28 protein-coding genes, 3 tRNA genes and 1 pseudogene are annotated in these 23,366 nt (G+C 66.6%); 12 read left to right on the top strand and 20 right to left on the bottom strand.

Features of this window, described 5'->3' with window-relative positions; genetic code table 11:
* Positions 1-12 precede the first annotated feature (12 nt).
* The 4 genes from N2L00_RS00915 to N2L00_RS00900 all read right to left on the bottom strand — a co-directional run bounded on the left by N2L00_RS00915 (position 13) and on the right by N2L00_RS00900 (position 3,464).
* Positions 13-759 (bottom strand): hypothetical protein, encoded by a 747-nt coding sequence (locus N2L00_RS00915; protein ID WP_255862145.1) that lies wholly within the window; start codon positions 757-759, stop codon positions 13-15.
* Complete coding sequence (locus N2L00_RS00910) at positions 743-1,303, bottom strand: RNA polymerase sigma factor (RefSeq protein ID WP_255765655.1); 561 nt, start codon at positions 1,301-1,303, stop codon at positions 743-745. The genes N2L00_RS00915 and N2L00_RS00910 overlap by 17 nt, the downstream gene beginning before the upstream one ends.
* Before the next feature lie 197 nt (positions 1,304-1,500).
* Positions 1,501-2,307 (bottom strand): carbon-nitrogen hydrolase family protein, encoded by an 807-nt coding sequence (locus N2L00_RS00905; RefSeq protein WP_255765654.1) that lies wholly within the window; start codon positions 2,305-2,307, stop codon positions 1,501-1,503.
* 38 nt (positions 2,308-2,345) lie between these two features.
* Positions 2,346-3,464, bottom strand: coding sequence for an NAD(P)-dependent alcohol dehydrogenase (locus tag N2L00_RS00900; RefSeq protein WP_255862146.1), 1,119 nt, complete (start codon positions 3,462-3,464; stop codon positions 2,346-2,348).
* A 94-nt stretch (positions 3,465-3,558) separates the two neighbouring features.
* Here N2L00_RS00900 and N2L00_RS00895 point away from each other — a divergent pair, with 94 nt between their 5' ends.
* The gene (locus N2L00_RS00895) at positions 3,559-4,554 is read left to right on the top strand and encodes a DUF2804 domain-containing protein (protein ID WP_255862147.1); all 996 of its coding nucleotides are present in this window, start codon (positions 3,559-3,561) and stop codon (positions 4,552-4,554) included.
* Positions 4,555-4,660: 106 nt separating this feature from the next.
* On the top strand, positions 4,661-5,056 hold the full coding sequence (locus tag N2L00_RS00890) for a VOC family protein (RefSeq protein ID WP_255862148.1): 396 nt from the start codon (positions 4,661-4,663) through the stop codon (positions 5,054-5,056).
* 55 nt (positions 5,057-5,111) lie between these two features.
* Here the strand turns inward: N2L00_RS00890 and N2L00_RS00885 are convergent, their stop codons facing one another.
* Positions 5,112-6,401 carry an adenylosuccinate synthase gene (locus tag N2L00_RS00885; protein ID WP_227920787.1) on the bottom strand — a complete coding sequence of 430 codons (1,290 nt, stop codon included), beginning with the start codon at positions 6,399-6,401 and terminating at the stop codon, positions 5,112-5,114.
* 217 nt (positions 6,402-6,618) lie between these two features.
* On the opposite strand from N2L00_RS00885, the gene N2L00_RS00880 reads away from it, so the two are divergent.
* The 3 genes from N2L00_RS00880 to N2L00_RS00870 all read left to right on the top strand — a co-directional run bounded on the left by N2L00_RS00880 (position 6,619) and on the right by N2L00_RS00870 (position 8,839).
* Positions 6,619-7,212, top strand: coding sequence for a hypothetical protein (locus N2L00_RS00880; protein WP_255862149.1), 594 nt, complete (start codon positions 6,619-6,621; stop codon positions 7,210-7,212).
* Positions 7,213-7,645: 433 nt separating this feature from the next.
* The gene (locus N2L00_RS00875; RefSeq protein ID WP_255862150.1) at positions 7,646-8,107 is read left to right on the top strand and encodes an excalibur calcium-binding domain-containing protein; all 462 of its coding nucleotides are present in this window, start codon (positions 7,646-7,648) and stop codon (positions 8,105-8,107) included.
* 276 nt (positions 8,108-8,383) lie between these two features.
* Positions 8,384-8,839, top strand: a complete 456-nt coding sequence (locus N2L00_RS00870) for a class F sortase (protein WP_255862786.1) — start codon at positions 8,384-8,386, stop codon at positions 8,837-8,839.
* 104 nt (positions 8,840-8,943) lie between these two features.
* On the opposite strand, the gene N2L00_RS00865 is transcribed toward N2L00_RS00870, so the two are convergent.
* The 4 genes from N2L00_RS00865 to N2L00_RS00850 all read right to left on the bottom strand — a co-directional run bounded on the left by N2L00_RS00865 (position 8,944) and on the right by N2L00_RS00850 (position 11,971).
* A complete protein-coding gene (locus tag N2L00_RS00865) occupies positions 8,944-9,567 on the bottom strand; it encodes a GyrI-like domain-containing protein (RefSeq protein WP_255862151.1) in 624 nt (207 codons plus the stop codon).
* 168 nt (positions 9,568-9,735) lie between these two features.
* Complete coding sequence (locus N2L00_RS00860; protein WP_255765647.1) at positions 9,736-10,158, bottom strand: DUF3151 domain-containing protein; 423 nt, start codon at positions 10,156-10,158, stop codon at positions 9,736-9,738.
* On the bottom strand, positions 10,158-11,177 hold the full coding sequence (gene fbaA / locus N2L00_RS00855) for a class II fructose-bisphosphate aldolase (RefSeq protein WP_227920761.1): 1,020 nt from the start codon (positions 11,175-11,177) through the stop codon (positions 10,158-10,160). Before fbaA ends, N2L00_RS00860 begins: the two co-directional genes overlap by 1 nt.
* 125 nt (positions 11,178-11,302) lie before the next feature.
* Positions 11,303-11,971 (bottom strand): RNA methyltransferase, encoded by a 669-nt coding sequence (locus tag N2L00_RS00850; RefSeq protein WP_255765755.1) that lies wholly within the window; start codon positions 11,969-11,971, stop codon positions 11,303-11,305.
* 163 nt (positions 11,972-12,134) lie between these two features.
* Here N2L00_RS00850 and N2L00_RS00845 point away from each other — a divergent pair, with 163 nt between their 5' ends.
* On the top strand, positions 12,135-12,887 hold the full coding sequence (locus tag N2L00_RS00845; protein WP_255765754.1) for an HAD-IIA family hydrolase: 753 nt from the start codon (positions 12,135-12,137) through the stop codon (positions 12,885-12,887).
* Positions 12,888-13,171: 284 nt separating this feature from the next.
* Here N2L00_RS00845 and N2L00_RS00840 read toward each other — a convergent pair.
* Positions 13,172-13,714, bottom strand: a pseudogene (locus N2L00_RS00840) (alpha/beta fold hydrolase); the annotation flags it as partial.
* A gap of 238 nt (positions 13,715-13,952) precedes the next feature.
* Entirely contained in the window at positions 13,953-14,522 is a 570-nt protein-coding gene (gene pyrE, locus N2L00_RS00835) for an orotate phosphoribosyltransferase (RefSeq protein ID WP_255765645.1), read from the bottom strand.
* A 153-nt stretch (positions 14,523-14,675) separates the two neighbouring features.
* Here pyrE and nadE point away from each other — a divergent pair, with 153 nt between their 5' ends.
* The 3 genes from nadE to N2L00_RS00820 all read left to right on the top strand — a co-directional run bounded on the left by nadE (position 14,676) and on the right by N2L00_RS00820 (position 17,273).
* Positions 14,676-15,497 (top strand): ammonia-dependent NAD(+) synthetase, encoded by an 822-nt coding sequence (gene nadE, locus N2L00_RS00830; RefSeq protein WP_255862152.1) that lies wholly within the window; start codon positions 14,676-14,678, stop codon positions 15,495-15,497.
* A 115-nt stretch (positions 15,498-15,612) separates the two neighbouring features.
* Positions 15,613-16,416: an exodeoxyribonuclease III gene (locus N2L00_RS00825; RefSeq protein ID WP_255765643.1), complete on the top strand. Its 804-nt coding sequence runs from the start codon at positions 15,613-15,615 to the stop codon at positions 16,414-16,416.
* 2 nt (positions 16,417-16,418) lie between these two features.
* Positions 16,419-17,273 (top strand): hypothetical protein, encoded by an 855-nt coding sequence (locus N2L00_RS00820; RefSeq protein ID WP_255765642.1) that lies wholly within the window; start codon positions 16,419-16,421, stop codon positions 17,271-17,273.
* Positions 17,274-17,279: 6 nt separating this feature from the next.
* Here N2L00_RS00820 and N2L00_RS00815 read toward each other — a convergent pair whose 3' ends face one another.
* The 8 genes from N2L00_RS00815 to N2L00_RS00780 form a co-directional block, all read right to left on the bottom strand.
* Positions 17,280-17,891, bottom strand: a complete 612-nt coding sequence (locus N2L00_RS00815; RefSeq protein WP_255765641.1) for a hypothetical protein — start codon at positions 17,889-17,891, stop codon at positions 17,280-17,282.
* On the bottom strand, positions 17,888-18,475 hold the full coding sequence (locus N2L00_RS00810) for a DUF6286 domain-containing protein (RefSeq protein ID WP_255765640.1): 588 nt from the start codon (positions 18,473-18,475) through the stop codon (positions 17,888-17,890). Before N2L00_RS00810 ends, N2L00_RS00815 begins: the two co-directional genes overlap by 4 nt.
* Positions 18,472-18,846: a hypothetical protein gene (locus N2L00_RS00805; RefSeq protein WP_255765753.1), complete on the bottom strand. Its 375-nt coding sequence runs from the start codon at positions 18,844-18,846 to the stop codon at positions 18,472-18,474. Before N2L00_RS00805 ends, N2L00_RS00810 begins: the two co-directional genes overlap by 4 nt.
* 11 nt (positions 18,847-18,857) lie before the next feature.
* Complete coding sequence (locus N2L00_RS00800; RefSeq protein WP_230025100.1) at positions 18,858-19,049, bottom strand: DUF2273 domain-containing protein; 192 nt, start codon at positions 19,047-19,049, stop codon at positions 18,858-18,860.
* 64 nt (positions 19,050-19,113) lie between these two features.
* Positions 19,114-19,608, bottom strand: coding sequence for an Asp23/Gls24 family envelope stress response protein (locus N2L00_RS00795; RefSeq protein WP_255862153.1), 495 nt, complete (start codon positions 19,606-19,608; stop codon positions 19,114-19,116).
* 144 nt (positions 19,609-19,752) lie between these two features.
* A tRNA-Phe gene (locus N2L00_RS00790) sits at positions 19,753-19,828 on the bottom strand.
* 56 nt (positions 19,829-19,884) lie between these two features.
* Positions 19,885-19,958: transfer RNA gene (locus tag N2L00_RS00785), tRNA-Asp, on the bottom strand.
* A gap of 59 nt (positions 19,959-20,017) precedes the next feature.
* Positions 20,018-20,090, bottom strand: a tRNA-Glu gene (locus tag N2L00_RS00780).
* Between the two features lie 145 nt (positions 20,091-20,235).
* Between N2L00_RS00780 and N2L00_RS00775 the strand changes: the two genes are divergently transcribed.
* The gene (locus N2L00_RS00775) at positions 20,236-20,595 is read left to right on the top strand and encodes a metallopeptidase family protein (RefSeq protein WP_227920973.1); all 360 of its coding nucleotides are present in this window, start codon (positions 20,236-20,238) and stop codon (positions 20,593-20,595) included.
* 9 nt (positions 20,596-20,604) lie between these two features.
* Complete coding sequence (locus N2L00_RS00770; protein WP_255765638.1) at positions 20,605-21,534, top strand: cation diffusion facilitator family transporter; 930 nt, start codon at positions 20,605-20,607, stop codon at positions 21,532-21,534.
* A gap of 14 nt (positions 21,535-21,548) precedes the next feature.
* Here the strand turns inward: N2L00_RS00770 and N2L00_RS00765 are convergent, their stop codons facing one another.
* Positions 21,549-22,553: a universal stress protein gene (locus N2L00_RS00765; protein ID WP_255765637.1), complete on the bottom strand. Its 1,005-nt coding sequence runs from the start codon at positions 22,551-22,553 to the stop codon at positions 21,549-21,551.
* Positions 22,554-22,723: 170 nt separating this feature from the next.
* On the opposite strand from N2L00_RS00765, the gene N2L00_RS00760 reads away from it, so the two are divergent.
* Positions 22,724-23,365, top strand: a complete 642-nt coding sequence (locus N2L00_RS00760; protein ID WP_255765636.1) for an FAD-binding protein — start codon at positions 22,724-22,726, stop codon at positions 23,363-23,365.
* Position 23,366: the final 1 nt, after the last annotated feature.

Here is a 23,366-nt window from a genome sequence, read left to right as displayed (position 1 = left end):
GGCACTGAATTCCTAGCGGCCCCGGCCGGACTGGCCGTGGCCGTGGGAGTTGGACGCGCCTTTGCCCCGGCCATTTCCCGGGCCCGAGTCCTGGCGTGATGCTCCACGGTCACCGGCGGGATCCGCTCCGGCGCGCTTGGAGTCCTGTCCCCGGCCGGCGGCATTGGGGTTCCCGTGCAGGTCATCGCCGCGAGGCGGGTCCGGAACAACTGCTTTGCCGCCCCCAACGCCGGGAAGGGGAGGGTTGCCCGGCTCCACGCCCGGAGCGGGGACGATAGCCTGCTCCGGTTCCGGTTCCGGCTCGGGGACCGGCGCAGGTACCGGGACGGCTTCCACGACCGGGGCGGGCTCCGGCGCCGGAACATCAGCAGGGGCCAGCGGATCCGTGACGGCCTCCGGGGCAGCGGGCTCGGCTCGTTCCAGCGTGGGCGCTTCCGGCGTGAAGGTGACCTCGGGAGTCGGATCCGCCCGGATCAGGAAGTCAGGGTTGGCCGCCACGCCGCCTGCACCGACGGCCATGGCCCCGATCAGGGCTGCCCCGAGAATCACGCCGCGGCCGCGGCCGCGCCGGGGGCGAAGCGGGACGGGGGTCCCGGCAAACAGGGCAGCCAGCTCTCCGTCCGGTTCCGGCGCGGGCACGCGGGACTGCATGCGCAGCGCGAGCAGCTGCTCAACCAGGTCGGGAGACTCCGCTACGCCGGATTCCGCCAGGAGGCCGCGGACATGAAGCGTGTCCTGCGCTTCAGGATGCTCGTTCATTGTCCGGTACCTCCTTCCGTTCGAGTTGGTTCTTGAGTACGCCCAGTGCGCGGCGCTGAAGCTGCTTGACCGCTCCGGCACTGCGTCCCATGATCTTCGCCGATTCATCAATGGAAAGATCAGCCACCACACGCAGCAGCAGGACTTCCTTTTGCTGCGCCGTGAGCCCCTCCAGCAGCGCTGCGGCTCCGGCATCGGTGCCGAGCACGCTTTCCTCGGCGGATTCTGTTTCACGGCGGTCCAGCTCCGGATCGAACACTGCCATCACCGGCTCGCGCTCGCGCCGTCGAACGTCGTCCACCATGCGGGCGTGGGCAACGGAGAAAGCGAAGGTTCGAGCGCCGCGGAGGCCTCCGTTAAGCGTGTCCAGCTTGGAGAACAGAGTCAGGAAGACTTCCTGCGTGAGTGCTTCGGGGTCGTCGCACCCCTTGGAGCGGAGGTAGCCGAGGATGCCGGGCGCGAAGTCGTCGTAGATTTCCCGCAAAGCCGCCGGTTTTCGGGCACGGGCATCACGGAGCGTTTGCTCGGTAAGCGGTGCAGGCACGGCGGATTCACTTTCCTGGGAAGCGGGAGTGGTCCAAATGCTACCGTGTCCGCCGCCGTAGGCATGCGTGCAACGGCCGCACCGATGCTCGTTGGGGGGATAAGCCTCGGCGCGGCCGTTACAAACAAGTAATCGGGAACGGGTAGGAAAAGGTTACGCACCTCGCGGAAAATCTTTTCAGCGCCGGCCTCCCGGGCCTAGTGCGCCTCCACAATCCGCGCATTTCCGGCAAAACGGCGGTTCTTCAACACCGGCAGGAACTGGCGGACGTCGTCGATCCGCTGACGGGTGACGTCCGCCGTCACTACCGCCTCACGCTCTTCCTCGAGCGCCGCCTGAGGCACTCCCATGGGGTCCAAAATGACGGAGTGGCCCACGGTATGCCGGCTGGATGTTCCCGCCGCGGCAACCCACAGCGTGTTCTCGATGGCACGGGCCTTGAGCAGGGTTTCCCAGTGGTCGATCTTGTGCTCGCCCTTGAACCAGGCCGCCGGCACAGCCAGCAGATCTGCGTCCAAGTCGGCGAGCGCCCTGGCCAGTTCCGGGAAGCGCAGGTCATAGCAGGTCATGACACCCACCCGGAGATCACCTACCTGCATAACCTTCACACCGCCGTCGCCCGGTTTGATCCGGGTCGATTCGGCGTAGGAGAACGCGTCGTAGAGGTGCAGCTTGCGGTAGGTGTCCACAATCCGTCCGGTCGCATCGATGAGGACCAGGGTGTTGAAGGGCCGTTCCTCACCGCTGGACTCGTAGCCGCCGGCGATCACCGCGATCCCGAGCTCGGCGGCAAGCAGGGACAGCTGGGAGACGAAAGTGGTCCAGGAGGCGTCGACGGCGGCGGCCAGCGATCCTTCCACCTTGCCGATGCTGAACATGGATTCTTCGGGGAAGATGATCAGCTCGGACCCCTCGGCGCGGGCCTTGCCGGCCAGGGAGCGCATGGTGTCCAGGTTCTCCCGGACCTCACCGGCGGGGCTGAACTGACCGACGCTGACTAACACTTTCGACCACCTTCGTTTCGAGCTCGCTTGCCCCCAGCCTAGACCAGGTCCTCGAAGTGGAGGACGGGTTTCAGGACGCTTCCGCTCTTGGCTGCCGCGGCCGCCTCATTGATGTCCCGGAACGAGTACCGGGTGATCATCTTTTCCAGCGGGAACCGGCCCTGCTGCACCAGGTCCACCAGCGCCGGCAGGAACAGCTGCGGGTTGGAATCCCCCTCGGTAATTCCCAGGATCTGGCGCCCGTTGAGCATGAAGTTCACGTCCAGGCTCATGGTGCTGCCCGCGGCGGGTGCACCGATCAGTCCGAGCTTGCCCAGCGGTGCCAGCACCGAGGCGGCGGTTTCCGCCACCTTGACGCTGCCGGTGGTTTCCAAGGCGTGGGTGACGCCCTGGCCGCCGGTCAGTTCCATCAGCGCCTGGACGGCGTCGGTGTTCCCGGAGTTCACGACGTCGGTGGCCCCCAGTTCCCGGGCCAGTTCCAGCCGGGAATCCACCAGGTCCATAACGATAATGCGCGTGGCCGGGGACAGGGCGGCGGCCATTACGGCGGCCAGGCCTACGGGGCCGGCGCCGAACACGGCCAGAACGGATCCCGGCTCGGGCTTCAGGACGTTCAGCACGGCTCCGGCGCCGGTCTGGATGCCGCAGCCCAGCGGTGCCAGCAGGGATAGATCCGCGGCCGGATCCACCTTGGTTACGCCGCGTTCGTCCGCCAGGACCAGGTTGGAGAAGGATGACTGGGCGAAGAAGTGCCCGTGCAGGTCGGTGCCGTTTTCCGAAAGGGTGGAGCTGCCGTCCGCGCGTTCCCCGCCGAGGAGGTTGCGGGACAGGAATTCAACGCAGTACGCAGGGTGGGCACTGCGGCAGTTGCGGCACACTCCGCAGCTGGTGAAGGTCAGCAGGACGTGGTCTCCGGGCTGCACCGAAGTCACGGCACTTCCCACGGCTTCCACCACGCCGGCACCTTCGTGGCCAAGGACACCGGGCAGCGGAAAAGGAATGTGGCCTGCCTGCACACCCAGGTCGGTGCCGCAGACTCCGCTGGCCACCACCCGGACCAGTACCTCGTCCGGACGGGGATCATCCAGCGTCACTTCTGCAAGTTCGAAGGGCCGGTTGGTGCCGCGCAGGACGGCGGCCGTAGCTGTGCTGGTCATGTCTGCCTTTCCCGGCCGGATCGGGACACCCGACACTATCTGCGGCGGCGTTCCGGCACGTCTTCACCCTACGCTCGCCCTAGACTTGGGCGGCATGGATGAAATCACCGCCCCCGTTGACCTCGGCTCACCTGCCGGGGTGCTCAATCCGGCCGCCGTGGGCTTTGCCCGCCGCGCCCTGCACCGTCCCGTGGTCCCCTCCGGCGCCAAAGGCGGCTGGCGGACCAAGCGCTGGGAGTACTGGGGCATCCTCACGCCCGAGCTTGCCGTCGGCCTGACCATTGCCCACCTGGATTACGCCTCCACCCTGCAGCTCTACGTGTTCGAACGCGGCACGGGCCGGGAGACCAGCCTGGAGCCGCTGAAGATCCTGCCCTCCTACGCGGACGTCTCCCTGCCGGATACGCTGCCTCCGCTCACTGCCTTCGGCGCCTTTGGCGGTGCCGGCCTGCGTTTCCACGATGCCGACGGCGGCACCCGCCTGCAGGCCTCGTCGCCGCGGATCACCGCGGACCTGTTCGCCGAAGCGGACGGGGATGTCCTCGGCGTGGTGGTGCCGTGGTCAGCAAGCCGTTACCAGTACACGCTGAAGGACGTAGCCCGCCGGGTTTCGGGCACCGTCACCGTGGACGGGCGCGAGTATCCGGTCGGCGGAGAAGATTCGTTTGCCGTGCTGGACCGCGGCCGCGGACGCTGGCCGTACTCGCAGCGCTGGAACTGGGGGGTCGGCTCGGGCACGGTGGACGGTACCCGGCTGGGACTGCAGGTCGGCGGGAAGTGGACCGCCAACACGCCGGCCACGGAGAACGCCCTGATCGTGGACGGGCAGCTGCACCATTACGACGGCGAACTGGAGTTCGAGTACGACCTCGCCGATCCGGCGTCGACCTGGCGGGTGCATGGACCGTGGATCGACGCCACCCTCACCCCGTTCCACCGTCGCACCGCGGCAACGAACGCCGTCGTGATCAGCGCCCGGACCTGGCAGGCCTTCGGCACGTGGACCGGCGCTGCGCGCACCCCGGACGGCACGGAGTATTCCCTGGACGGGCTTGGCGGCTGGATCGAGGAGGCCCGGAACCGCTGGTAGCCGGGCACCGACCGCACCGGTTCCGGCGCGGGAATCCGGCCGTTGACCGGTGTCCCGGCCCCTGTTAGCTTCGGGAATCATTTCCCTCGCCGGACAGGAGAACTCCATGGCCCTTGTCATCTCATCCATTGCCCTCGACGCGGCAGATCCGCCGCGGCTGGCGGAGTTCTGGACCCAGGCGCTGGGCTACCGGATTGCGGAAACCAACGACGCCGACGTCGTTTCGCTGGTTCGGGCTGACGGCAGGGCCGGTCCGGACATCGACATCATCCCCGTGCCCGAGAGTAAGACGGTCAAGAACCGGCTGCACTTGGACCTGCGTGCAGCGCACGGCAGTACCCAGGACCAGGAAGTGGAACGGCTGCTCGCACTGGGCGCGGTCTGGACCGACGTGGGGCAGGGAACCGAGGTGGACTGGGTGGTGCTGGCCGATCCGGAGGGCAACGAGTTCTGCGTGCTGAGCCGCTCCGAAGCGGCCCCGGATCCGCAGGCCGCCCGGTAGGCACACGGAAGGCCCCCAGCCTCAAGGACTGCGGGGCCTTCCGTGCGTGGTGGCTTTACTCGTTGATGAGGTCCCGCACCACGATGGTCTGGTCGCGGTCCGGGCCCACGCCGATGGCGGAGAAGCGCGTGCCGGACATCTTTTCCAGCGCCAGCACGTAGTTCCGGGCGTTGTCCGGGAGGTCCTCAAGGGTCTTGGCCCCGGTGATGTCCTCGGTCCAGCCGTCAAAGTACTCGAAGATCGGCTTGGCGTGGTGGAAGTCGGTCTGCGTCATCGGCATCTCGTCGAACCGCACGCCGTCGACGTCGTAGGCCACGCACACCGGGATCTTCTCGATGCCGGTCAGGACATCCAGCTTGGTCACGAAGTAGTCCGTGAAGCCGTTGACGCGGGAAGCGTGGCGGGCCAGGACGGCGTCGTACCAGCCGCAGCGGCGCGGGCGGCCGGTGTTCACGCCGAACTCGCCGCCGGTCTTCTGCAGGTACAGGCCCATGTCATCAAACAGTTCGGTGGGGAACGGGCCGGCACCGACACGGGTGGTGTAGGCCTTGATGATGCCCACGGAACGGGTGATCCGGGTGGGGCCGATACCCGAGCCCACGGACGCGCCGCCCGCGGTCGGGTTGGAGGACGTGACGAACGGGTAGGTGCCGTGGTCCACGTCCAGGAACGTGGCCTGGCCGCCCTCCATGAGGATGACCTTGCCCTCGTCCAGGGCGGAGTTCAGCTCGTAGGTCGAGTCGATGACCATGGGACGCAGCCGGTCCGCGTAGGAGAGGAAGTACTGGACCACCTCTTCGGCGTCGATATCGCGGCGGTTGTAGACCTTCAGCAGCAACTGGTTCTTCTGCTTCAGGGAGCCTTCGACCTTCTGGCGCAGGATGGACTCGTCAAAGATGTCCTGGACACGGATACCCAGCCGGGCCACCTTGTCCATGTAGGCCGGGCCGATGCCGCGTCCGGTGGTGCCGATGGCACGCTTGCCCAGGAAGCGCTCGGTGACCTTGTCCATCACCTGGTGGAACGGGGCCACCAGGTGCGCATTGGCGGAAATCCGGAGCTTGGACGTATCCGCACCGCGGGATTCGAGGCCGTCGATCTCGGCGAAGAGCGCCTCAAGGTTCACCACGCAGCCGTTGCCGATCACCGGAATCGCGTTGGGGCTGAGGATGCCTGCGGGCAGCAGCTTGAGTTCGTATTTTTCACCGCCGACGACGACGGTGTGGCCGGCATTGTTTCCGCCGTTGGGTTTGACGACGTAATCGACGCGGCCGCCGAGCAGGTCGGTGGCCTTACCTTTACCTTCGTCGCCCCACTGGGCGCCGACGATGACAATAGCTGGCATGGGATCCTCCCCCATTAGATACGGGACGGAGCTGCTTGGTTGCAGATCCGCTACCGTGCATGAGAACGCCCCTGAACCTGCGTCTCCTGCCTTACGGCGTACTTCGGCGCAAGTTGCGGGGCTCTTACCTGCCAAGTTTAGCCGATCATGCTGTTGCTCACTTGAAAATACGCTGCGGGGGCATCTATCTTCGGTGCTTCGCAGGTAGCGTGGCCGGATGGACCGATTCCGCGGCTACATTGCAGGGCTGGGTACTGCCTCCGGTACGAGGCTGGTGATTGGGCACTGGCTCGAGTCCCCGCTGGGCGCTTTCACCGACGTGATGGCCGAGGACGACGCCGGCGTGCGGACGCTGCTGGCCCCGTCCGACGCGGCGGCCCGGTATATCGGCGAAACCTACAGTTTCGACCGGACCGTGGTGGCGCCCGTGGACGCAGTCCTTTCCCGAGAGGCGCTCCGGGTGGCCGCGGGACCCTTGCGGCTTGAGGCCGTGCTGGGGCCGGTGACCTTCCTGGGCCGGGTATTGGAGCATGTGCCGGGTCCGCTGGCCGTGGCTCCATGGTGGCTGCGGCTGATCAATCCCGTCGCCAAACTGCTGGCTCCGGGCGTGCAGACCGCCGGATCGGCGGGCGGCGACCGGCGGGAGTTCTACGGCGTCCGGTCCATCCGATCGCTCGTGTCCGCCACCGCAGCGTGGGACGGCGCCGATCTGGGCGGGCTGCGGCCGGTCCAGCCGCCGGTGAACTTCGGCTTCAGTTCCGTTCCGGCTGCCCCGCGGATTGTTGCCGTCACCACCACCATCCTGCCCTGAGCTTTGTCGGGGTCTCTCCCCGTCCCGGATCCCTGCGCTTTGTCCGGGCTCCTGCGCTTTGTCCGGGCTCCTGCGTTTGTCCGGGCTCCTGCGCTTTGTCCGGGCTCCTGCGCTTTGTCCGGGCTCCTGCGCTTTGTCCGGGCTCCTGCGCTTTGTCCGGATCCCTGCGCCGCGCAGCGAGGGGATCCGGACAAACCGCAGGGATTGGGACATATCGGAGGGATTCGACGGGAGTCGGCACCATTCGATGCCAGCACGCAGTCTCCGTCTCCGAAGCTGTTGCGTGAGGGCAACCTTTGCCCCGGCGAACTATTTCGGCTCTGCCGTGCCCAATTTCCTGCCCGGGGGAAGCGGGGCGATTGCCCGGATACCTACGCTTTCAGAGTCATCCACCCCCTGGATGCCCTTCTTTACTCAGAAAGCAGGGAATCAGATGAAAAAGACGACAGCCGGCCTCACACTGGCGGCCATCACCGGATTCGGGCTCCTTTCGGCGACGCCGGCGCTGGCCGACGAACCAGCTCGCACCTATACGGCGCCGTATCCCAACTGCACCGAGGCGGCAGCCGCCGGAGCGTACAACATTCCTTCCACCGATCCGGGCTATGGCCCACATCTTGACCGCAACATGAACGGCATCGGATGCGAGGATTCCTCCCGGCCCATGCCCCAGCCGCAGGGGCATCTGGACAGCGACGGGACCTGGATTCCGTCTTATGTGGAACAAATGCCCGCCCAGGTGGGCAGGGTGCCCGCAGGCGGCGCCAACACCGGAATCACGCAGGAGCCGGAGGAATCCGGCGCCGGAGGCCTTGCCCTTGGCGGCGGCCTGGTGCTCGCGGCGGCAGCCGGCGGCACCTTCATGGTGCGGCGGCGCCTCGCCGGCCAGGAATAAGCGGATCCCGGTGACCGGATCGAGATGAGGAAAACTCCGGGCGGCCGCCGCAGAAGCCTTGGTGCGGCTGCGGCGGCCGCACTTCTCCTCGCAGGGGCCGGCAGCGCCGGTCCCGTAAGCGTCCGTAACGCTGCAGCAACAGCCCTTGTCCCGGCTCCAACTGCCTCTGCACGGACCGCCCCGGAAACGGCCGTACCGGTACCCGCGCCGCCGTCGCCGTCGCCGTCGCTACCACCTGCCGCGGCGCCCTCCCCATCGAACGTCCAGAGCGCGGGACTGCCGGAATCCTCACCGGCGACGTTGCGCATCCCTTCGATCGGGGCGTCGTCGAGACTTATCCGCCTGGGCCTGGACGACGACGGCGCACTGCAGGTCCCTCCGGGCAAACCGGGTTCACCCGCCGGCTGGTACGAGCATTCCCCAACCCCGGGCGAAACGGGTCCGGCCGTGCTGCTTGGCCATGTGAATGCCGAGGGAGGTGGTCCCGGGATTTTCGCCAACCTCCGCCGGCTCTCCCCCGGCGACCGGATTGAGGTGGTCCGGGAAGACGGCAGCACGGCCGTTTTCACGGTGCTCAGCGGCGAGCAGTATCCCAAGGACAACTTCCCCACGTCACAGGTGTACGGCAACACTGCCGGGCCGGAACTCCGCCTGATTACCTGCGATGGCTACGATCCCAAAACGGGCCGCTTCGACGACAACTTCGTGGTGTACGCCGCGATGGTTCCCTGAAGCTGCGCTGCCGTCCTGCTGACCGGAAAAGTGCCCGGCATGAGGCATCGACTTTTTGGCCGCGCTGGTCTGCCTGTCGGAAGCCGGCCGAAAACCGCTCTAACTCAGAGTTCGATGCTACGGACCGGCTGGCGCAGAACCGTCCGTAGTTTCTCCGGAGCCGCCCGCCTCGGGTCGCTGAGGTACACCTCGTGGTGGTCGCCGTTGAAGGTCAGCCCTCGCTCGGGCATCCAGGAGCCGTGCAGCCGGGCCAGGACCGGACCCTCGTCGTCGTAGGGTCCGATGTACAGGATCTGCGCCGCGAGACCCTCCGTGAGCGTCAGCAACCGCACCTGGTCCAGCCCGGGAACCTCTTTCTTGGCGGCGACCGAAGCAACAGCCGCGTCCACCATTTCCGGAGTGATCCACTCCGGCTGCGCAATGAGCATGGTCCAGTCCCAGGAGCCCTTGTCGCGGCGGCTAAAGGCCTCCGGATCCTCGGCACGCCACAAACCTTCCAGCGGGCCGACCGTAAAGTCCGCCTCCAGCTCATCCTTCGAGGCGAACTTCAGTGAATACGCCACCGGATAGAGGCGCTCAAGGGCCCGGGTGTATTCGGGCGAGGTGTTGGGGTCACCGTGCCCGTCGACGGCGAGGTAGTGCATGATCGGCACGTCCACCAACGTGAAGTCCCGGCCGCCGGGCGAATAGAGCTCGGGGTAGGAGCGTTTCAGGTCGAACTTTTCCATGCGCTGTCCACCTTTCGAGCGGCTTCCAGCGTAGGCGTGTGCACCCGGGTACCGGGAGGCCCGGCCCCGCAAGGGCATCCCGGCAGGGCCAGAAAGGAACCGCAGGCGCCAGAACGGCGGCCCCCGGAAAACCGGGGAACCGCCGTCGTTGTGGTGAAGCCGAGGAGCCTACAGGCTTTCGATAGCTGCCTTGGCCTGCGGATCGGAATCGTCCAGGAACTTGCGGATCCGGTCCACTTCCTCGGTCTCCCCGATGGCCGCAGCCGCGCGGCCCAGCGCGTACAGCGAGCGCAGGAAACCGCGGTTGGGCACGTGCGACCACGGGATGGGGCCGACGCCGCGCCAGCCGGCACGGCGCAGGGAATCCAGTCCCCGGTGGTACCCCACCCGGGCGTAGGCGTAGGACTCGATGTTCCGACCCTCCTCGAACGCCTCATCCGCGAGCGCGGCCCACACCTGCGAGGAAGTGGGGAACTGCGCTGCGAGGTCCACCGGTTCGTCACCGGCATCCATGCGGGCGACGACGTCGGTCTCCTCGGGGAGATAGGTGGCGTCGGGGCCGAGCAGGTTCTTGCGGAATTCGTCTGACATTAGAGTGCCTTGCCTGCCGATCCGAGGTTCTGTGCTGCTTCCACCACGCGGGCGGCCATGCCCTTTTCAGCGGCTGCACCCCAGACGCGCGGATCGTACTGCTTCTTGTTGCCCACTTCGCCGTCCACCTTCAGCACGCCGTCGTAATTGCGCAGCATGTGGTCCGCCACGGGACGCGTGTAGGCGTACTGGGTGTCGGTGTCGATGTTCATCTTGACGACGCCGTAGGAGACGGCGTCGGCGATCTCCTGGGCGGAGGAACCCGAGCCGCCGTGGAAGACCAGGTCGAACGGCCGGTCCTTGCCGATGGAGCCGCCCACCGCGTCCTGGATTTCCTTGAGGATTTCCGGGCGCAGCTTCACGCCGCCGGGCTTGTACACGCCGTGGACGTTGCCGAAGGTCAGGGCAGTGATGTAGCGGCCCTTGCTGCCGTCGCCGAGGGCTTCGATGGTGGCCATGCCGTCCTGGACCGTGGTGTAGAGCTTGTCGTTGATGGCGTTCTCCACGCCGTCTTCTTCACCGCCGACGGTGCCGATTTCCACCTCGAGGATGATCTTGGCGGCCGCCGTGCGGGCCAGCAGTTCCTGGGCGATGCGCAGGTTGTCTTCAAGGGTCTCGGCCGAGCCGTCCCACATGTGCGAGTTGAAGATCGGGTCCTCGCCGCGCTTCACGGCAGCTTCGGAGGCGGCCAGCAGCGGCAGGACAAAGTCATCCAGCTTGTCCTTGGGGCAGTGGTCGGTGTGCAGCGCAATGTTCACGTTGTAGCTCTTGGCTACTTCCTTGGCGTAGGCAGCGAACGCGAGGGAACCGGCGACCATGTTCTTCACCGAGGCGCCGGACCAATAGGCCGCACCGCCGGTGGATACCTGCACAATGCCGTCCGAACCTGCTTCGGCGAAACCTGCGAGCGCGGCGTTGAGGGTCTGCGAGGAGGTGACGTTGACTGCCGGATACGCGAAGCCCCCTGCCTTGGCTCGGTCGATCATCTCGGCATAAATCTCCGGGGTTGCAATAGGCATGCTGACTCCAAGGTCGATACGGCAGGGCCTTCAGCCCTCGTTGGCTCCTTACATCCTAGCCACAAGTGTCCCTGCGGCATCAGGTACCGGCGCCGGATTACGACGCCGGTTTCCGGGGTGCGCTGCTAGCCCACCTTCTGGCCGAACACATGCCGGCGGATCCAGCCATGCATCGCGATGGCGGCGGCGGAGCCGGCGTTGATGGAACGGGTGGAGCCGAACTGGGCAATCGACAGGGTGGCGTCCGCTGCGGCGTGGACTTCCGGGCTCAGCCCGGGCCCCTCCTGGCCGAAGACCAGCACGCAGTTTTCCGGGAGTTCGTAGGTTTCCAGCGGCACCGAGTCCGGGAAGTTGTCGATTCCAATGATGTGCAGGCCTTCGCTGCGGGCCCACTGCACAAAGTCCTCAACGGTGGGGTGGTTGCGGATGTGCTGGTAGCGGTCGGTGACCATGGCACCGCGGCGGTTCCACCGGCGTCGTCCGATGATGTGCACTTCCTTCGCCATAAAGGCGTTGGCCGTGCGCACCACTGTGCCGATGTTGAAATCGTGCTGCCAGTTCTCGATGGCCACGTGGAACGGATGCCGCCGGGTGTCCAGGTCCGCCACGATCGCGTCATGCTTCCAGTAACGGTATTCGTCCACCACGTTGCGTGCGTCCCCGTTGGCCAGCAGTTCAGGATCCCAGTGATCCCCTTCCGGCAGCGGCCCCTCCCAGGGACCCACACCCACCTGATGCAACGGTGCGGCGGCTTCATCTACGGTGTCATTGCTGACTTCTTCGGGGCTGTCTATCACCCTTCCAGCCTAAGGTGAAAGACTGGCAACGCCCGCTTCCGGCGCCTCCGGGACAGGTTCCAAGGCCGCGCGGCGCGCTGTAAGGCGAGGCAGTAATGCAGTATGCGAGAAATGGGAGACCGTGGGCGAAAACGAGAACATTGAATGCTGGCTGACGGACATGGACGGGGTCCTGGTTCACGAAAACCACCCCATCCCCGGTGCCGCTGAGCTGATTGAGCGCTGGGTCTCCACCTCCAAGCGGTTCCTGGTGCTGACCAACAACTCCATCTACACCCCGCGGGACCTTGCCGCACGCCTGCGTGCCTCGGGGCTGGAGGTGCCGGAAGAAAACCTCTGGACCTCCGCGCTGGCCACGGCAGAGTTCCTCAAGGACCAGGTGAAGAACTCCGGCACTCCGGGGCGCTGCTTCGTGGTGGGCGAGGCCGGATTGACGACGGCGCTGCATGAGGCAGGCATGATCCTCACCGACACCACTCCGGACTATGTGGTGCTGGGCGAGACCCGCACCTATTCCTTTGGCACCATCACCAAGGCGATCCGGCTCATCCTGGACGGCGCCCGTTTCATTGCCACCAACCCGGACGTCACGGGTCCTTCGCAGGAGGGACCGCTCCCGGCCACCGGCGCCATCGCCGCACTGATCACGGCGGCCACCAAGATGGAGCCCTACATTGTCGGCAAGCCGAACCCGATGATGTTCCGGTCCGCGATGCGCAAGATCGACGCCCACTCCGAAACCACGGCCATGATCGGCGACCGGATGGATACCGACATCGTGGCAGGCATCGAGGCGGGACTGCACACGGTGCTGGTGCTCAGCGGCATCACCCAGCGCGAGGACATCAACCGGTATCCGTTCCGGCCCACGCAGATCATGAACTCCGTCGCGGACCTGATCAACACCATCTGAGGACTCCCGGAACCTGGCCGGGCGGGGTTATTCCTCCGCCCGGAGACCTCCCGAGGGTCCTGGCGGGTCGAAGAGCGGTGCACTTCCAGCACTATGTCCTCATAGACCGCGGGGTTCCACTGCGGGCTGGCGTGGGCCGGACGGGCTCCTTCGGTGACCAGCGAGCTGGTCAGCAGGTTCTCCGGGAACGCTGCCTCCCAGCCGGCCCGGGCCGTGCCGTAGTCCACCGTTTGGTCCTCCGGGTTTCCGATGAATGCCAGCTTCGTCCCGCCCAGCGATCCCGAAAACCGGGGAGCCGTGAAGTGGTAGATGTAGGACGCCTGGGACTGGATAAGCCGGCTGGACGGGGCCAGCGGCGAAAGCTGTTCCAGGGTTTGTTCCGCGACCGTCCGCCAGGACCGTTCATTCCTGTGCAGCATGCGCTCCCCCAGTTCGTAACCGCCGCGCAGCCCGGTGGTGATCCGGTAGCCGTTGTCGTACAGGAACACCGCTCCCTTGAACATGGCCTGGTCGCGGACGGCATTCCGGCCCGACGGGCTGGAGTCCAGGACAATCAGGTCGACGGCGACGCCCCGGCTGGCCAGCCCGGCGGCCACCTGCACCGCCAGCATCCCGCCGAAGCTGTGCCCGTAGAAGTAGACACGCGTCAGCGAGTGTTCCCGGATGGATGCATGCACCGCCTCCAGGATTGCCGGGACCTTCAAACCCCTGTTGGAATACCCGATCCCGGCGAGCTGTCCCCGCGTGGCCAGGGCCGGGCGCAGGGAGCGCAGGAGCCAGCCGGTTTCCTCCCAGCTGGTCTTGTAGCCGGGGAACAGGAACCACATGGCATGCGGAAACCGGCGTTCGGCGTCGTCGTCGGGCACGCGCAGGATTTCCAGCTCTTCACGGTAGTGCTGGACGCGGTCGGTGACCACAAGATCGGTGCTGAGCACAATCCCCGCCAGCGAACCGGCCAGGAAGCGGCGCCGGGATACCCGGTGCAGGTCTGCCGTGGTCCGAAGGAGTTCCCTCGGATCGGGAGGTGCCGGTTCCATCGAACCGGTGCCGCGGCGGTTGCTGCGGCTATCCGAGCCCGAGCTCATCCTTGCCGAACGCAAACAGATAGGGAACGCCAGCCTCGGCCTCGATGCGTTCCTTCGCTCCGGTGTCCCGGTCCACGATCACTGCCACGGCCACCACGTTGCCTCCGGCGTTGCGCACGCCCTCGACGGCGGTCAGCGCCGACCCGCCGGTAGTGGACGTGTCTTCCAGGACCACCACGTTGCGGCCGGCGACGTCGGGGCCTTCCACCTGGCGGCCCATGCCGTAGGACTTCTGTGCCTTGCGGACAACAAAGGCGTCCACGGCGCGGCCGGCGCGGGTGGCCGCATGCATAACGGCGGTGCCCACCGGGTCCGCGCCCATGGTCAGTCCGCCGGCGTTGGTGAACTCAATGCCCGCGCTGTCCAGCAGTTCCAGCATCACGTCACCGACCAGCACCGACGCTTCGTGCTGCAGCGTGACGCGGCGCAGGTCAATGTAGTAATCCGCCTCGGCGCCGGAGGAAAGCACCACTTTGCCCCGCACCACCGCCAGCTCCATGATCAGTTCGAGCAGCCGGGCGCGGGACGGGGCGATTGCGGGCGAAGTCATGGCTCAATCCTAGCTACGGGCACCGGCAGGACAGGGCTTTGGTCCCTTATGCGAATGTGGCGCCGGTCGATTCGGACAACCCGGGCCTGCGGCGGCGCAACTCGCGCGGCCGTTCCCGGGCACGGCGGGACCGTCGGATATAGGCTGTGATCCATGCGGAAACTACAAGCGGAAATCATTGCCGAACTGGGAGTTCAGCCCACCATTGATGCGGCCGCGGAAATCCGCCGCCGGGTGGACTTCCTCAAGGACTATCTGCACGCCTCACACTCCAAGGGGTACGTCCTGGGCATCAGCGGCGGCGTGGATTCCACGCTTGCGGGCAAGCTTGCCCAGCTGGCCGTGGACGAGCTGAAAGCCGAGGGCACCGACGCGGAGTTCATTGCCCTCCGACTGCCGTATCGGGTCCAGCATGACGAAGCGGACGCCCAGGCAGCGCTCGAGTTCATCGCGCCGTCCAAGTCCCTGGTCTACAACGTCGGACCGGCAGTGGACGGCTTCGAAGACGAATACGTGAAGATGACCGGCGAGAAAATTACCGACTTCAACAAGGGCAACATCAAGGCACGGGTACGCATGACCGCGCAGTACGCAATGGCCGGCCAGCACAACCTGCTGGTGATCGGCACCGACCACGCCGCCGAGTCCGTCACGGGTTTCTTCACGAAGTTCGGCGACGGCGGCGCGGATCTCCTGCCCCTTTCCGGCCTGGACAAGCGTCAGAACCGGGCCCTGCTGGCCGAGCTGGGCGCCCCGGAAACGCTCATCGCCAAGGCGCCCACCGCGGATCTGCTGGATGACAAGCCCGGCCAGACCGACGAAACCGAATTGGGCCTGAGCTACGACACCATCGACGGCTATCTGGAAGGCGGGGACACGCCTGCCGAAGACGCCGAAAAGATCGAGGCACGCTTTGTGATGACCCGGCACAAACGCACCGTACCGGTCACCGTTTCCGACACCTGGTGGAAATAGCGTCAGCTTCCGTGGCGTGCACCCTTCTAAGCGGGCGGTCCGTCCATACCGCCCGCTTACCCCGTGTGGCGCGGGGCGCAGTGTGGAGCCGGACGGGATTCGGTAACGTAGCAGTGTGAAGATAGCTACCTGGAACGTGAACTCCATCCGCGCCCGAGCCGACCGCATTGAGGCCTGGCTGCAGCGCTCCGACGTCGACGTCCTTGCCATTCAGGAAACCAAGGCGAAGGACGACAACTTCCCCTGGGAGCTGTTCGAAAAGAACGGTTACGAGGTGGCGCACTTCGGGCTGAGCCAGTGGAACGGTGTGGCCATCGCGTCCCGCGTGGGGCTCGACGACGTCGAACGCACCTTCCCGGACCAGCCGATGTTCGGCAAGACCGAAGAAACCACCGTGGCCGAGGCCCGCGCCATAGGTGCCACCTGCGGCGGCGTGCGGGTGTGGAGCCTGTACGTACCCAACGGCCGCGCCGTGGATGATCCGCACATGCCCTACAAGCTGCAGTGGCTCAAGACGCTCAAGGACCACGCGGCGGAGTGGATCACCAAGGATCCGTCCCTGGAACTGGCCCTGATGGGTGACTGGAACATTGCCCCGGAAGATGACGATGTCTGGGACATCGACTGGTTCCGCGCCCAGAATGCCACGCACGTCACCGAACCCGAGCGGCAGGCCTTCAACGAGTTCCTTGACGCCGGGTTCACCGACGTCGTCCGGCCTTTCCATCCCGGCCCCGGCGTCTACACCTATTGGGACTACACCCAGCTGCGGTTCCCCAAGCGCCAGGGTATGCGCATCGACTTCGTCCTGGGCTCCCCGGCCCTGGCCAAGCGCGTGACCGGTGCCGTGATCGACCGGGAAGAACGCAAGGGCAAGGGCGCTTCGGACCACGCACCCGTGATTGTGGAACTGGACTAGCCGTGGCGCGGCATCCGCAGCAGTCGCTGTACCGCACCTTCCCGTTTGTCTCCTACCTCCGCGTCTACGAACCGCTGGACGCCTTTGATGACAGCCAGCAGCTGGCAATCATGGAGCAGCGCGCCCGCGGACGCCACGAAACCGAGGTCCTGGAACGCACCGACGCCGTCCGCCGGCTGGTCCGGGTGGTCTCGGACCCCTTCCCGCACAACGCCACGGACCTGGTCCGAGTGCTGCATTATCCGGCGCAGGAAGGGGTCACCAACCGGTTGTACTGCCCCAACCAGCTGGCCGTGCGCACTTCCCTGGCGGCGGAGTCCCTGGGCGAGTCCATCCGCGGCCCCCTGGTGGACGTGCTGGTCCCTGAAGTGGCCCGCGAGGCCCACGCGGCGCGGCTGGATCCGGATTCCTTTGCCGACTCGCTGGCGAAGCTCCACACCCGCTCCGCCACCTGGGGCGTGCCCTTCGGCTGGTTTGTCCTGCTGCACGAGGAGGACCACACCGAGGTGGTGGAGGATGACGGGCATGTCCAGACCGTCCGGCTCTCCGCGCCGGTGCTGCAGTGCATTGACCGGGCGCGTGCAGCCTCGGCAGCCTTAGCCATAGCTGCTCCGGAACTTGACCTGCTGGACGAGCTGGCCGAACTGACAGCCTGGCTGGAAGTCTTTGATCCGGACGCCGTGCTGGAGCTGGACTACGGCCCGGTGGCGGACCTCGTCTTCCCGGACGACTCCCCCTCCGATGTGCGGCTGGGGATCGAGTCCCTGGCCGACGGCGATATGACCGGCGCTGCCGCCGCGTACCGCCGGCTGGCGTCGCGGTGGATCCCCATCCGGCAGTTGGCCCGGGCCTCCTAGGCAGTCCTAGCGGACCCGGTCCTCCCGGCCGAAGCGCAGCCGGCGGCCGGCCTCCAGGCTCAGCAGCACCGGGGTCTGGTGTCCGAGGACGGTGTCCAGGGTTTCCACCAGCGCGGTGGCGTCGGCGGCAATCAGGTGCGGAGCGGCCCCCTGCCGCGGGGTAATCCGCACCCGCAGGGCGCTGCGCCCCTTCACGGAGTACGTGCTGACGGCGGAGGCGGCAACATCGGGGTTGTCCTGCAGAGCGGTGCGCAGGGCCTGCTCGGCCACGGTTCCGCTGATCGCGACCCGGCCGGGGGCGCCGTCGTCGTCGTACTCGGAGACAAGTGTTCCCGTCCGGCCGCCGCCCTGGCCGGCCATCCACACCGCCATCAGCACGATGCCCAGGAAGCTAAGCACGGCAAGTGCGACCCAGATCCAGCTGCCGCCGCCCCCGGGCAGTGCCGTTGCGGAGAGCGCTGAGTCGATGGCCTGTCCGGCGTCGGCTGCAAACCTGTGCCAGACCTGCGCCGCGGCAGGCCAGACGGAAATGAGCACCAGCCCTCCGCCGATGCACATCAGCACGAACCCAAGAAGCCCAAGCAGGAAACGGTTCAGCGCGCGAGGTGTGGCGTTCACTGTCCAATCACCCCGGTTTCGGCAACCCGTACGCGGACCGCCGGCTGCGGGTCCAGCTTGGTCAGCAGCAACTCGTCCTCCACTGCGCCCCGCACCGCCTCGGCATCCACGGGAGTGCCCGACGTCGGGCGGATCTGCACCTCCACCAGTGTCCTTCCCACCGTTACGAGCACCTGCTGCGGCGTGACGTCAGCACGCATCCGGGCGCACCGGGCCAGCGATGCGGCCAGGACTTCGCCGTCCACAACGACGGCGGCACGCGGGTTGGGCAGGGCATAGCGGGCGCGGCGTCCGGGCAGCACAGCCGGCAGGAAGAACAGCAGGCCGGCAAGGAAAATCAGTGCACCGGATAATCCGAGGATCACCGGGTCCGTACCCGCGGGAAGATCCGCCAGCCACCGCCCGAAGGTAGGCGGATCGATCAGCCACGCCTCCTGGCCCAGCGCCTGGAGCACCGATTCCAGCAGCACATACGCGAAAAAGAGAATGCCAAGGACGGCCGCAAAGGACGACGCGGCGGTGCGGGCCGAATGGGTTTCCCGTCGAAGGATTCTGTTGGTTACGTCCAGGTCCGCCTGCTTCACTGCACCCGCCTTCCTTCCACCGGCAGCGCGCCGGTGATGCGGATGTCGACCCGGGAAAGCCGGGACCCGGTAAGGTCAGCCACCCGTCGGAGCAAAACAGGTTTGGCGGCGTGTGCCCGCTCCCAGACCGTCCCGCCGGCGCGCTGCAGCATGGCGGGAGTGAGGACCTGCAGCGGCGGCAGCGCAATGGGCAGGGATACCGAGAGCGCGAGCAGCCCGCGGTCATCGGTCCACTGCACGCGCACCTGCTGTGCCGGCACGCCGAAGTATTCGGCCGCGGCCGCCTTGGCGGTGCTGGTCAGCGCCTGGGTGCTGATCCGGTTATGCCCGGCCAGCACCGACCCGGTCTCCATCGCCGGCGGCGCGGTCATCCCGGCGGCGCTCACGAAGAGGAGCGGCGGCCGGTCAGCGCATCGGAAACGCTGCGGAAGTCGATCTTTCCTTCCGCAGCGCGGCCCAGCAGCGCTCCGACTGCAATGAACAGGGCGGTCAGCAGAAAGCCCCAAAAATCGAATATCAGTGCGGCGAAAGCCAGTACGGCCCCGATTGCCATTCCCACGACTGTTGGTTTCATTTCCCCTGCCTTAATACCTGCTCCACATAACCCGGTGCGTCCTGCGAGGAACGTGCTTTGAAGCCTATACCGCTTTCGCGCCGCCGACCTGTGCGGAACCGGTTGGCTCGGTGGGAAGCTGCACGTCCGAAATTTCCACGTTAACCTCCACCACGCGAAGGCCCACGAGTTTTTCCACGGCACCGTAGACCGCGGCACGGACATTGTTCGCAACTACCATCAGGGCATTGCCGTAGACGGCGGTCAAACTGATATCGACGGCGACTTCGCGTTCGCCGACCTCCACGTGCACACCGGAGGTGGCGTTTGAGCCGCCGACGGCGTCGCGCACCGCACCGAGCGCCCGCCCCGAACTGTTGCCGAGGGTGAAGACGCCGGGAACCGCCCGGGCGGCAATTGCGGCAACCTTGGCCACCGCCTGCTCGCTGATGGAGTTCCGGCCGCCGATCACGGCGGCATCGCCGGTGCCCGTTACGGCGTGCGCCGGGCCTGCCGGTGCGGGGGCGGTTGGTGCCGCAGTGACGGGAGCGTTCGCTGATATGTTCCGGGGCTCATCCATGGGATCAGCGTATCCCGGGAGCGGAACGTTTTGCAGGCCGCAGCAGCAGCCGCTGATCCGCGCCGGGGGGCCGGAGGGCCGCCTCCGCGGGGCAAAAAGAAAAACCCCGTCCTGTCTCCTGCGAGACAGCTACGGGGTTTTAGCTGGTGGCTCCGACCGGCGTCGATCCGGTGACCTTTCGATTTTCAGTCGAACGCTCTACCAACTGAGCTACAGAGCCTGGCATCATCAACCGATGATCACCGAGATCTTCCAAATCGCTTCAGAAAATCTGAGCGACCCTGACGGGACTTGAACCCGCGACCTCCGCCGTGACAGGGCGGCGCGCTAACCAGCTGCGCTACAGGGCCTTGCATTTCACGAGTGTAAACTCTACCAGATTCTCACCGGCTCATTTACCACTCCTGAGTACCCCCAACGGGATTCGAACCCGTGCCGCCGCCGTGAAAGGGCGGTGTCCTAGGCCGCTAGACGATGGGGGCCAACAGAACACACATGGAATGAAGCGGCTGGTGAACCAGTCGTTTCGCTCCGTTGTGGACTCTAAAACTATAGGGCTTATTTCCGGAATATCCAAAACGCTTCCGGTGAGGCCTGCGCCACTACAGTGGAGGGGTGCCAATCGAGATGAACCCGGACGAGTTCGACGCCTGTGTGGAAGCAGCCCTCGACTCCATTCCGGCGGACCTGTCCCGCGCCATGAACAACGTGGCGGTCTTCATCGAGGACGAGTATGAGCCGGGTCCGCACGAAGATCCGGACACGGAACTGCTGGGGGTCTATGAAGGGACCCCGCTGACCGAGCGGGATTCCTGGTGGGATGCGGGTTCCCTGCCGGACCGGATTGTGGTGTTCCGCGGACCCTTGCTGCGGATGTGCGACAGCCGGGAGGAAGTGGTGGACGAGGTCCGCATCACGGTCATCCACGAGGTGGCCCATCACTTCGGCATCAACGACGAACGGCTGCACGAACTGGGCTGGGGCTAGCCTTTAACCATGAGTGAACATCACGGGCACAGCCACGGGCTGGGCACAGTCACCGCTACCGGTAAGCACCGGCGGCGCCTCCTGATCGTTTTCCTCATCACCATCTCGGTGGTCCTGATCCAGGTTGCCGGTGCCCTGCTTTCCGGATCCCTGGCCCTGCTTGCCGACGCCGGCCACATGCTCTCCGACGCGGCCGGGGTTTCCATTGCGTTGTTCGCGGCATGGATTGCCGCCCGCCCGGCCACATCGCGGCGGACCTACGGCTACCAGCGGGCCGAAGTACTGGCCGCCCTGGCCAATGCCGTGCTGCTGATTGTGATTGCCGTAGTGATCTTCGTCGAGGCGGTCCGCCGCCTCGGCAGCGAGACCGACGTCGACACCGGGCTGATGCTGCCCTTCGCCGTCGTGGGCGGCCTGGCGAACCTCATTTCCCTGCTGGTGCTGCACGCCGGCCGCAAGGAATCCCTGAATGTGCGCGGCGCCTACCTGGAGGTGCTGGGGGACCTGCTGGGCTCGGCCGCCGTGGTGGTGTCCGCCGTCGTCATCATGACCACCGGCTATCAGCAGGCGGATACCTGGGCCTCCATCCTGATTGCCCTGATGATTGCCCCGCGGGCCTGGTCGCTGCTGCGGGAAGTGATCGACGTGCTCCTGGAAGCCACCCCGCAGGGCGTGGACGTGGGCATGATCCGCGACCACATTGTGTCGGTGGACGGGGTGTCGGACGCGCACGACATCCACATCTGGACCATCACCTCCGGGGTTCCGGTGTTCTCCGCACACGTGGTGCTGGAGGAGGAACACCTCACTCCGGACGGCCTGGACACCATCCTGGACCGGCTGACCAGATGCCTGAGCAGCCACTTCGACACCGAGCACTGCACCTTCCAGCTGGAGCCGGCCAGCCACGCCGTACACGAAGGCCAGCAGCACGCCTGACCGCGTGCGGCCGGTTACTCGGCGATCATGGGGCCGAAGTTCGGCCGGTCCAGCAGCCGGGGATCGTCATGGTCCGGCACCACCATCAGCGGCCCCTTTGCATGGTGCAGCACGCTCTGGCTGGTGGACCCCATCAGCATGCCGGCAAAGCCGCCGCGGCCGCGGGTGCCCAGCACCAGGAGCTCGACCTTTGCGGTGCGTTCAATCAGGATCTCGCCCGGGGCCCCGTCCACCAGCTCAACGGTCATTTCCAGTCCGGGGAAGTGGCTCTGCAGCCAGTCCCGGCCGGCGTCGAGCTGTTCATGCAGCTCCGCATGCAGCGCCTCGATGTCCAGCGGGGCAGGCACCCAGGCCAGCGAGCCGGTGAACGGCGGCAACGCGCACAGAATACGCAGGGGCAGCCCCATGCTCTGCGCCTGTTCGGCCGCAACCAGTGATGCGGCACGGCCCTGTTCCGAACCGTCCACGCCGACGACGACGGCGCGGTGCACGGCGTCCGGATCCGGCGAGTTGGCCGGCGGCCGCACTCCCGAGTCGGGAAGCCGCCCGGCGGTCCGCAGCGGCACCACGACCGTGGGGCACTTCGCGTGTGCCGGGAGGGCGCTGGAGACCGAACCCAGCAGGCGCCCGACAAAACCGCCGCGGCCGCGTGATCCCACTACCATGAGGTCCGCGTCTTCGGAGAGCTCCAGCAGGACGGCGGCCGCATCTCCGGTCTCCACCCGCGGGATCACTTCCACCCCGTAGTGGCTGATCCGCTCCACGGCCTCGTCCAGCACCTGCCGGGCGCCGTCGCGGATCATTGCGTCATCAACAGTGGTGTAGCCGGCGTCCATGGAGGAAGCGGCGAAAATGGGCACGGTGTACGCCGTCACGACGTGCAGCGGACACTCCCGCCGCCGCGCCTCCCGGGCAGCCCAGAACAATGCGCAGATACTTTGGTCGGATCCATCCACACCGACGACGATGCCCGCAGGCCCGTCGGCACCGGCCCCTGCGCCCCAGGTCGAATCAGTCATATGCCGCTCCCTCTGGTCCCCAACCGGCGTCATCCTCCGGCTGTCCTTGGCAGTAGCGTACCGCGCCGGGCAGCGGGCTACGCTACCGCAGCCGGGCAAGTGCCTATATGGTTCCGCCTCAGGACCGCAGCCTGTGGGGAGGTTCCAAAACCGTCGGAAGGAACGACTGCGTGGATTCTTTCCCGAACGCGCAAACCGGTTCCGCTGGGCAGAAGGAAACAGCGCACGAGGAAACGGCAACGGAGCTAACCGAGGCCGTGGTGATCGGCTGCGGACTCAGCGGGTTGGCGGTGGCCACCGAACTATGCCGGCAGGGGGTGGACTCGATAGTGGTCCACGGACCGGCGCCGGCTGCTGCCACCATCAGGGAGGCAGCGTCAGAGCCGGAGGTCTTCCCGGAACGGTTGGAACTGCTGCGCGTGCTGCACGCCTATGCTGCCAGCCACCGGCTGGACGTCCGGGAGGATTCCGCAGCGCAGGAAATGACCTTGGCTGCTTCCGCCGGCCTGCTTCCCTCGCCGGCGGCTGCCCCCGGCAAATGGGCCATCCGCACCGGCAGCAACCTGCTCCTGGCCGACTACGTGGTGCTCACCAGTTGCTCCAGATCGGACCTGCGGAAGCTGGCCCGGGCGCTGGGCGTGACCGCCGGACCGGAAGCAGTGGAGGCGTTGCGGGGAATCGGCGTGTACCTCGTCGGCGTGGGCGAGAACCTGCTGCCGTCCCTCCGCGGGCTCATGCGCCAAGCCAAGGCGGCCGGCGAGGCCATTGCGGACGCAGGGTCACCTGCCCCGCAAGGCCCTGCCCAGGGGTGAG

It is taken from the genome of Arthrobacter sp. zg-Y1171 (genome assembly GCF_025244845.1).
Classification (GTDB): Bacteria; Actinomycetota; Actinomycetes; order Actinomycetales; family Micrococcaceae; genus Arthrobacter_B.
This window is presented reverse-complemented; position numbering and strand designations above follow the sequence as displayed.

Bases quoted from the DNA above. Each gene is read 5' to 3' on its own strand.
- N2L00_RS00875 (WP_255862150.1), top strand. From the start codon at position 7,646: ATGAAAAAGACGACAGCCGGCCTCACACTGGCGGCCATCACCGGATTC.
- N2L00_RS00880 (WP_255862149.1), top strand. From the start codon at position 6,619: ATGGACCGATTCCGCGGCTACATTGCAGGGCTGGGTACTGCCTCCGGT.
- N2L00_RS00860 (WP_255765647.1), bottom strand. From the start codon at position 10,158: ATGTCAGACGAATTCCGCAAGAACCTGCTCGGCCCCGACGCCACCTAT.
- pyrE (WP_255765645.1), bottom strand. From the start codon at position 14,522: ATGACTTCGCCCGCAATCGCCCCGTCCCGCGCCCGGCTGCTCGAACTG.
- N2L00_RS00805 (WP_255765753.1), bottom strand. From the start codon at position 18,846: ATGACCGCGCCGCCGGCGATGGAGACCGGGTCGGTGCTGGCCGGGCAT.
- N2L00_RS00800 (WP_230025100.1), bottom strand. From the start codon at position 19,049: ATGAAACCAACAGTCGTGGGAATGGCAATCGGGGCCGTACTGGCTTTC.
- N2L00_RS00775 (WP_227920973.1), top strand. From the start codon at position 20,236: ATGAACCCGGACGAGTTCGACGCCTGTGTGGAAGCAGCCCTCGACTCC.
- N2L00_RS00770 (WP_255765638.1), top strand. From the start codon at position 20,605: ATGAGTGAACATCACGGGCACAGCCACGGGCTGGGCACAGTCACCGCT.
- nadE (WP_255862152.1), top strand. From the start codon at position 14,676: ATGCGGAAACTACAAGCGGAAATCATTGCCGAACTGGGAGTTCAGCCC.
- N2L00_RS00900 (WP_255862146.1), bottom strand. From the start codon at position 3,464: ATGACCAGCACAGCTACGGCCGCCGTCCTGCGCGGCACCAACCGGCCC.
- N2L00_RS00845 (WP_255765754.1), top strand. From the start codon at position 12,135: ATGGACGGGGTCCTGGTTCACGAAAACCACCCCATCCCCGGTGCCGCT.
- N2L00_RS00895 (WP_255862147.1), top strand. From the start codon at position 3,559: ATGGATGAAATCACCGCCCCCGTTGACCTCGGCTCACCTGCCGGGGTG.
- N2L00_RS00890 (WP_255862148.1), top strand. From the start codon at position 4,661: ATGGCCCTTGTCATCTCATCCATTGCCCTCGACGCGGCAGATCCGCCG.
- N2L00_RS00865 (WP_255862151.1), bottom strand. From the start codon at position 9,567: ATGGAAAAGTTCGACCTGAAACGCTCCTACCCCGAGCTCTATTCGCCC.
- N2L00_RS00765 (WP_255765637.1), bottom strand. From the start codon at position 22,553: ATGACTGATTCGACCTGGGGCGCAGGGGCCGGTGCCGACGGGCCTGCG.
- N2L00_RS00915 (WP_255862145.1), bottom strand. From the start codon at position 759: ATGAACGAGCATCCTGAAGCGCAGGACACGCTTCATGTCCGCGGCCTC.
- N2L00_RS00795 (WP_255862153.1), bottom strand. From the start codon at position 19,608: ATGGATGAGCCCCGGAACATATCAGCGAACGCTCCCGTCACTGCGGCA.
- fbaA (WP_227920761.1), bottom strand. From the start codon at position 11,177: ATGCCTATTGCAACCCCGGAGATTTATGCCGAGATGATCGACCGAGCC.
- N2L00_RS00885 (WP_227920787.1), bottom strand. From the start codon at position 6,401: ATGCCAGCTATTGTCATCGTCGGCGCCCAGTGGGGCGACGAAGGTAAA.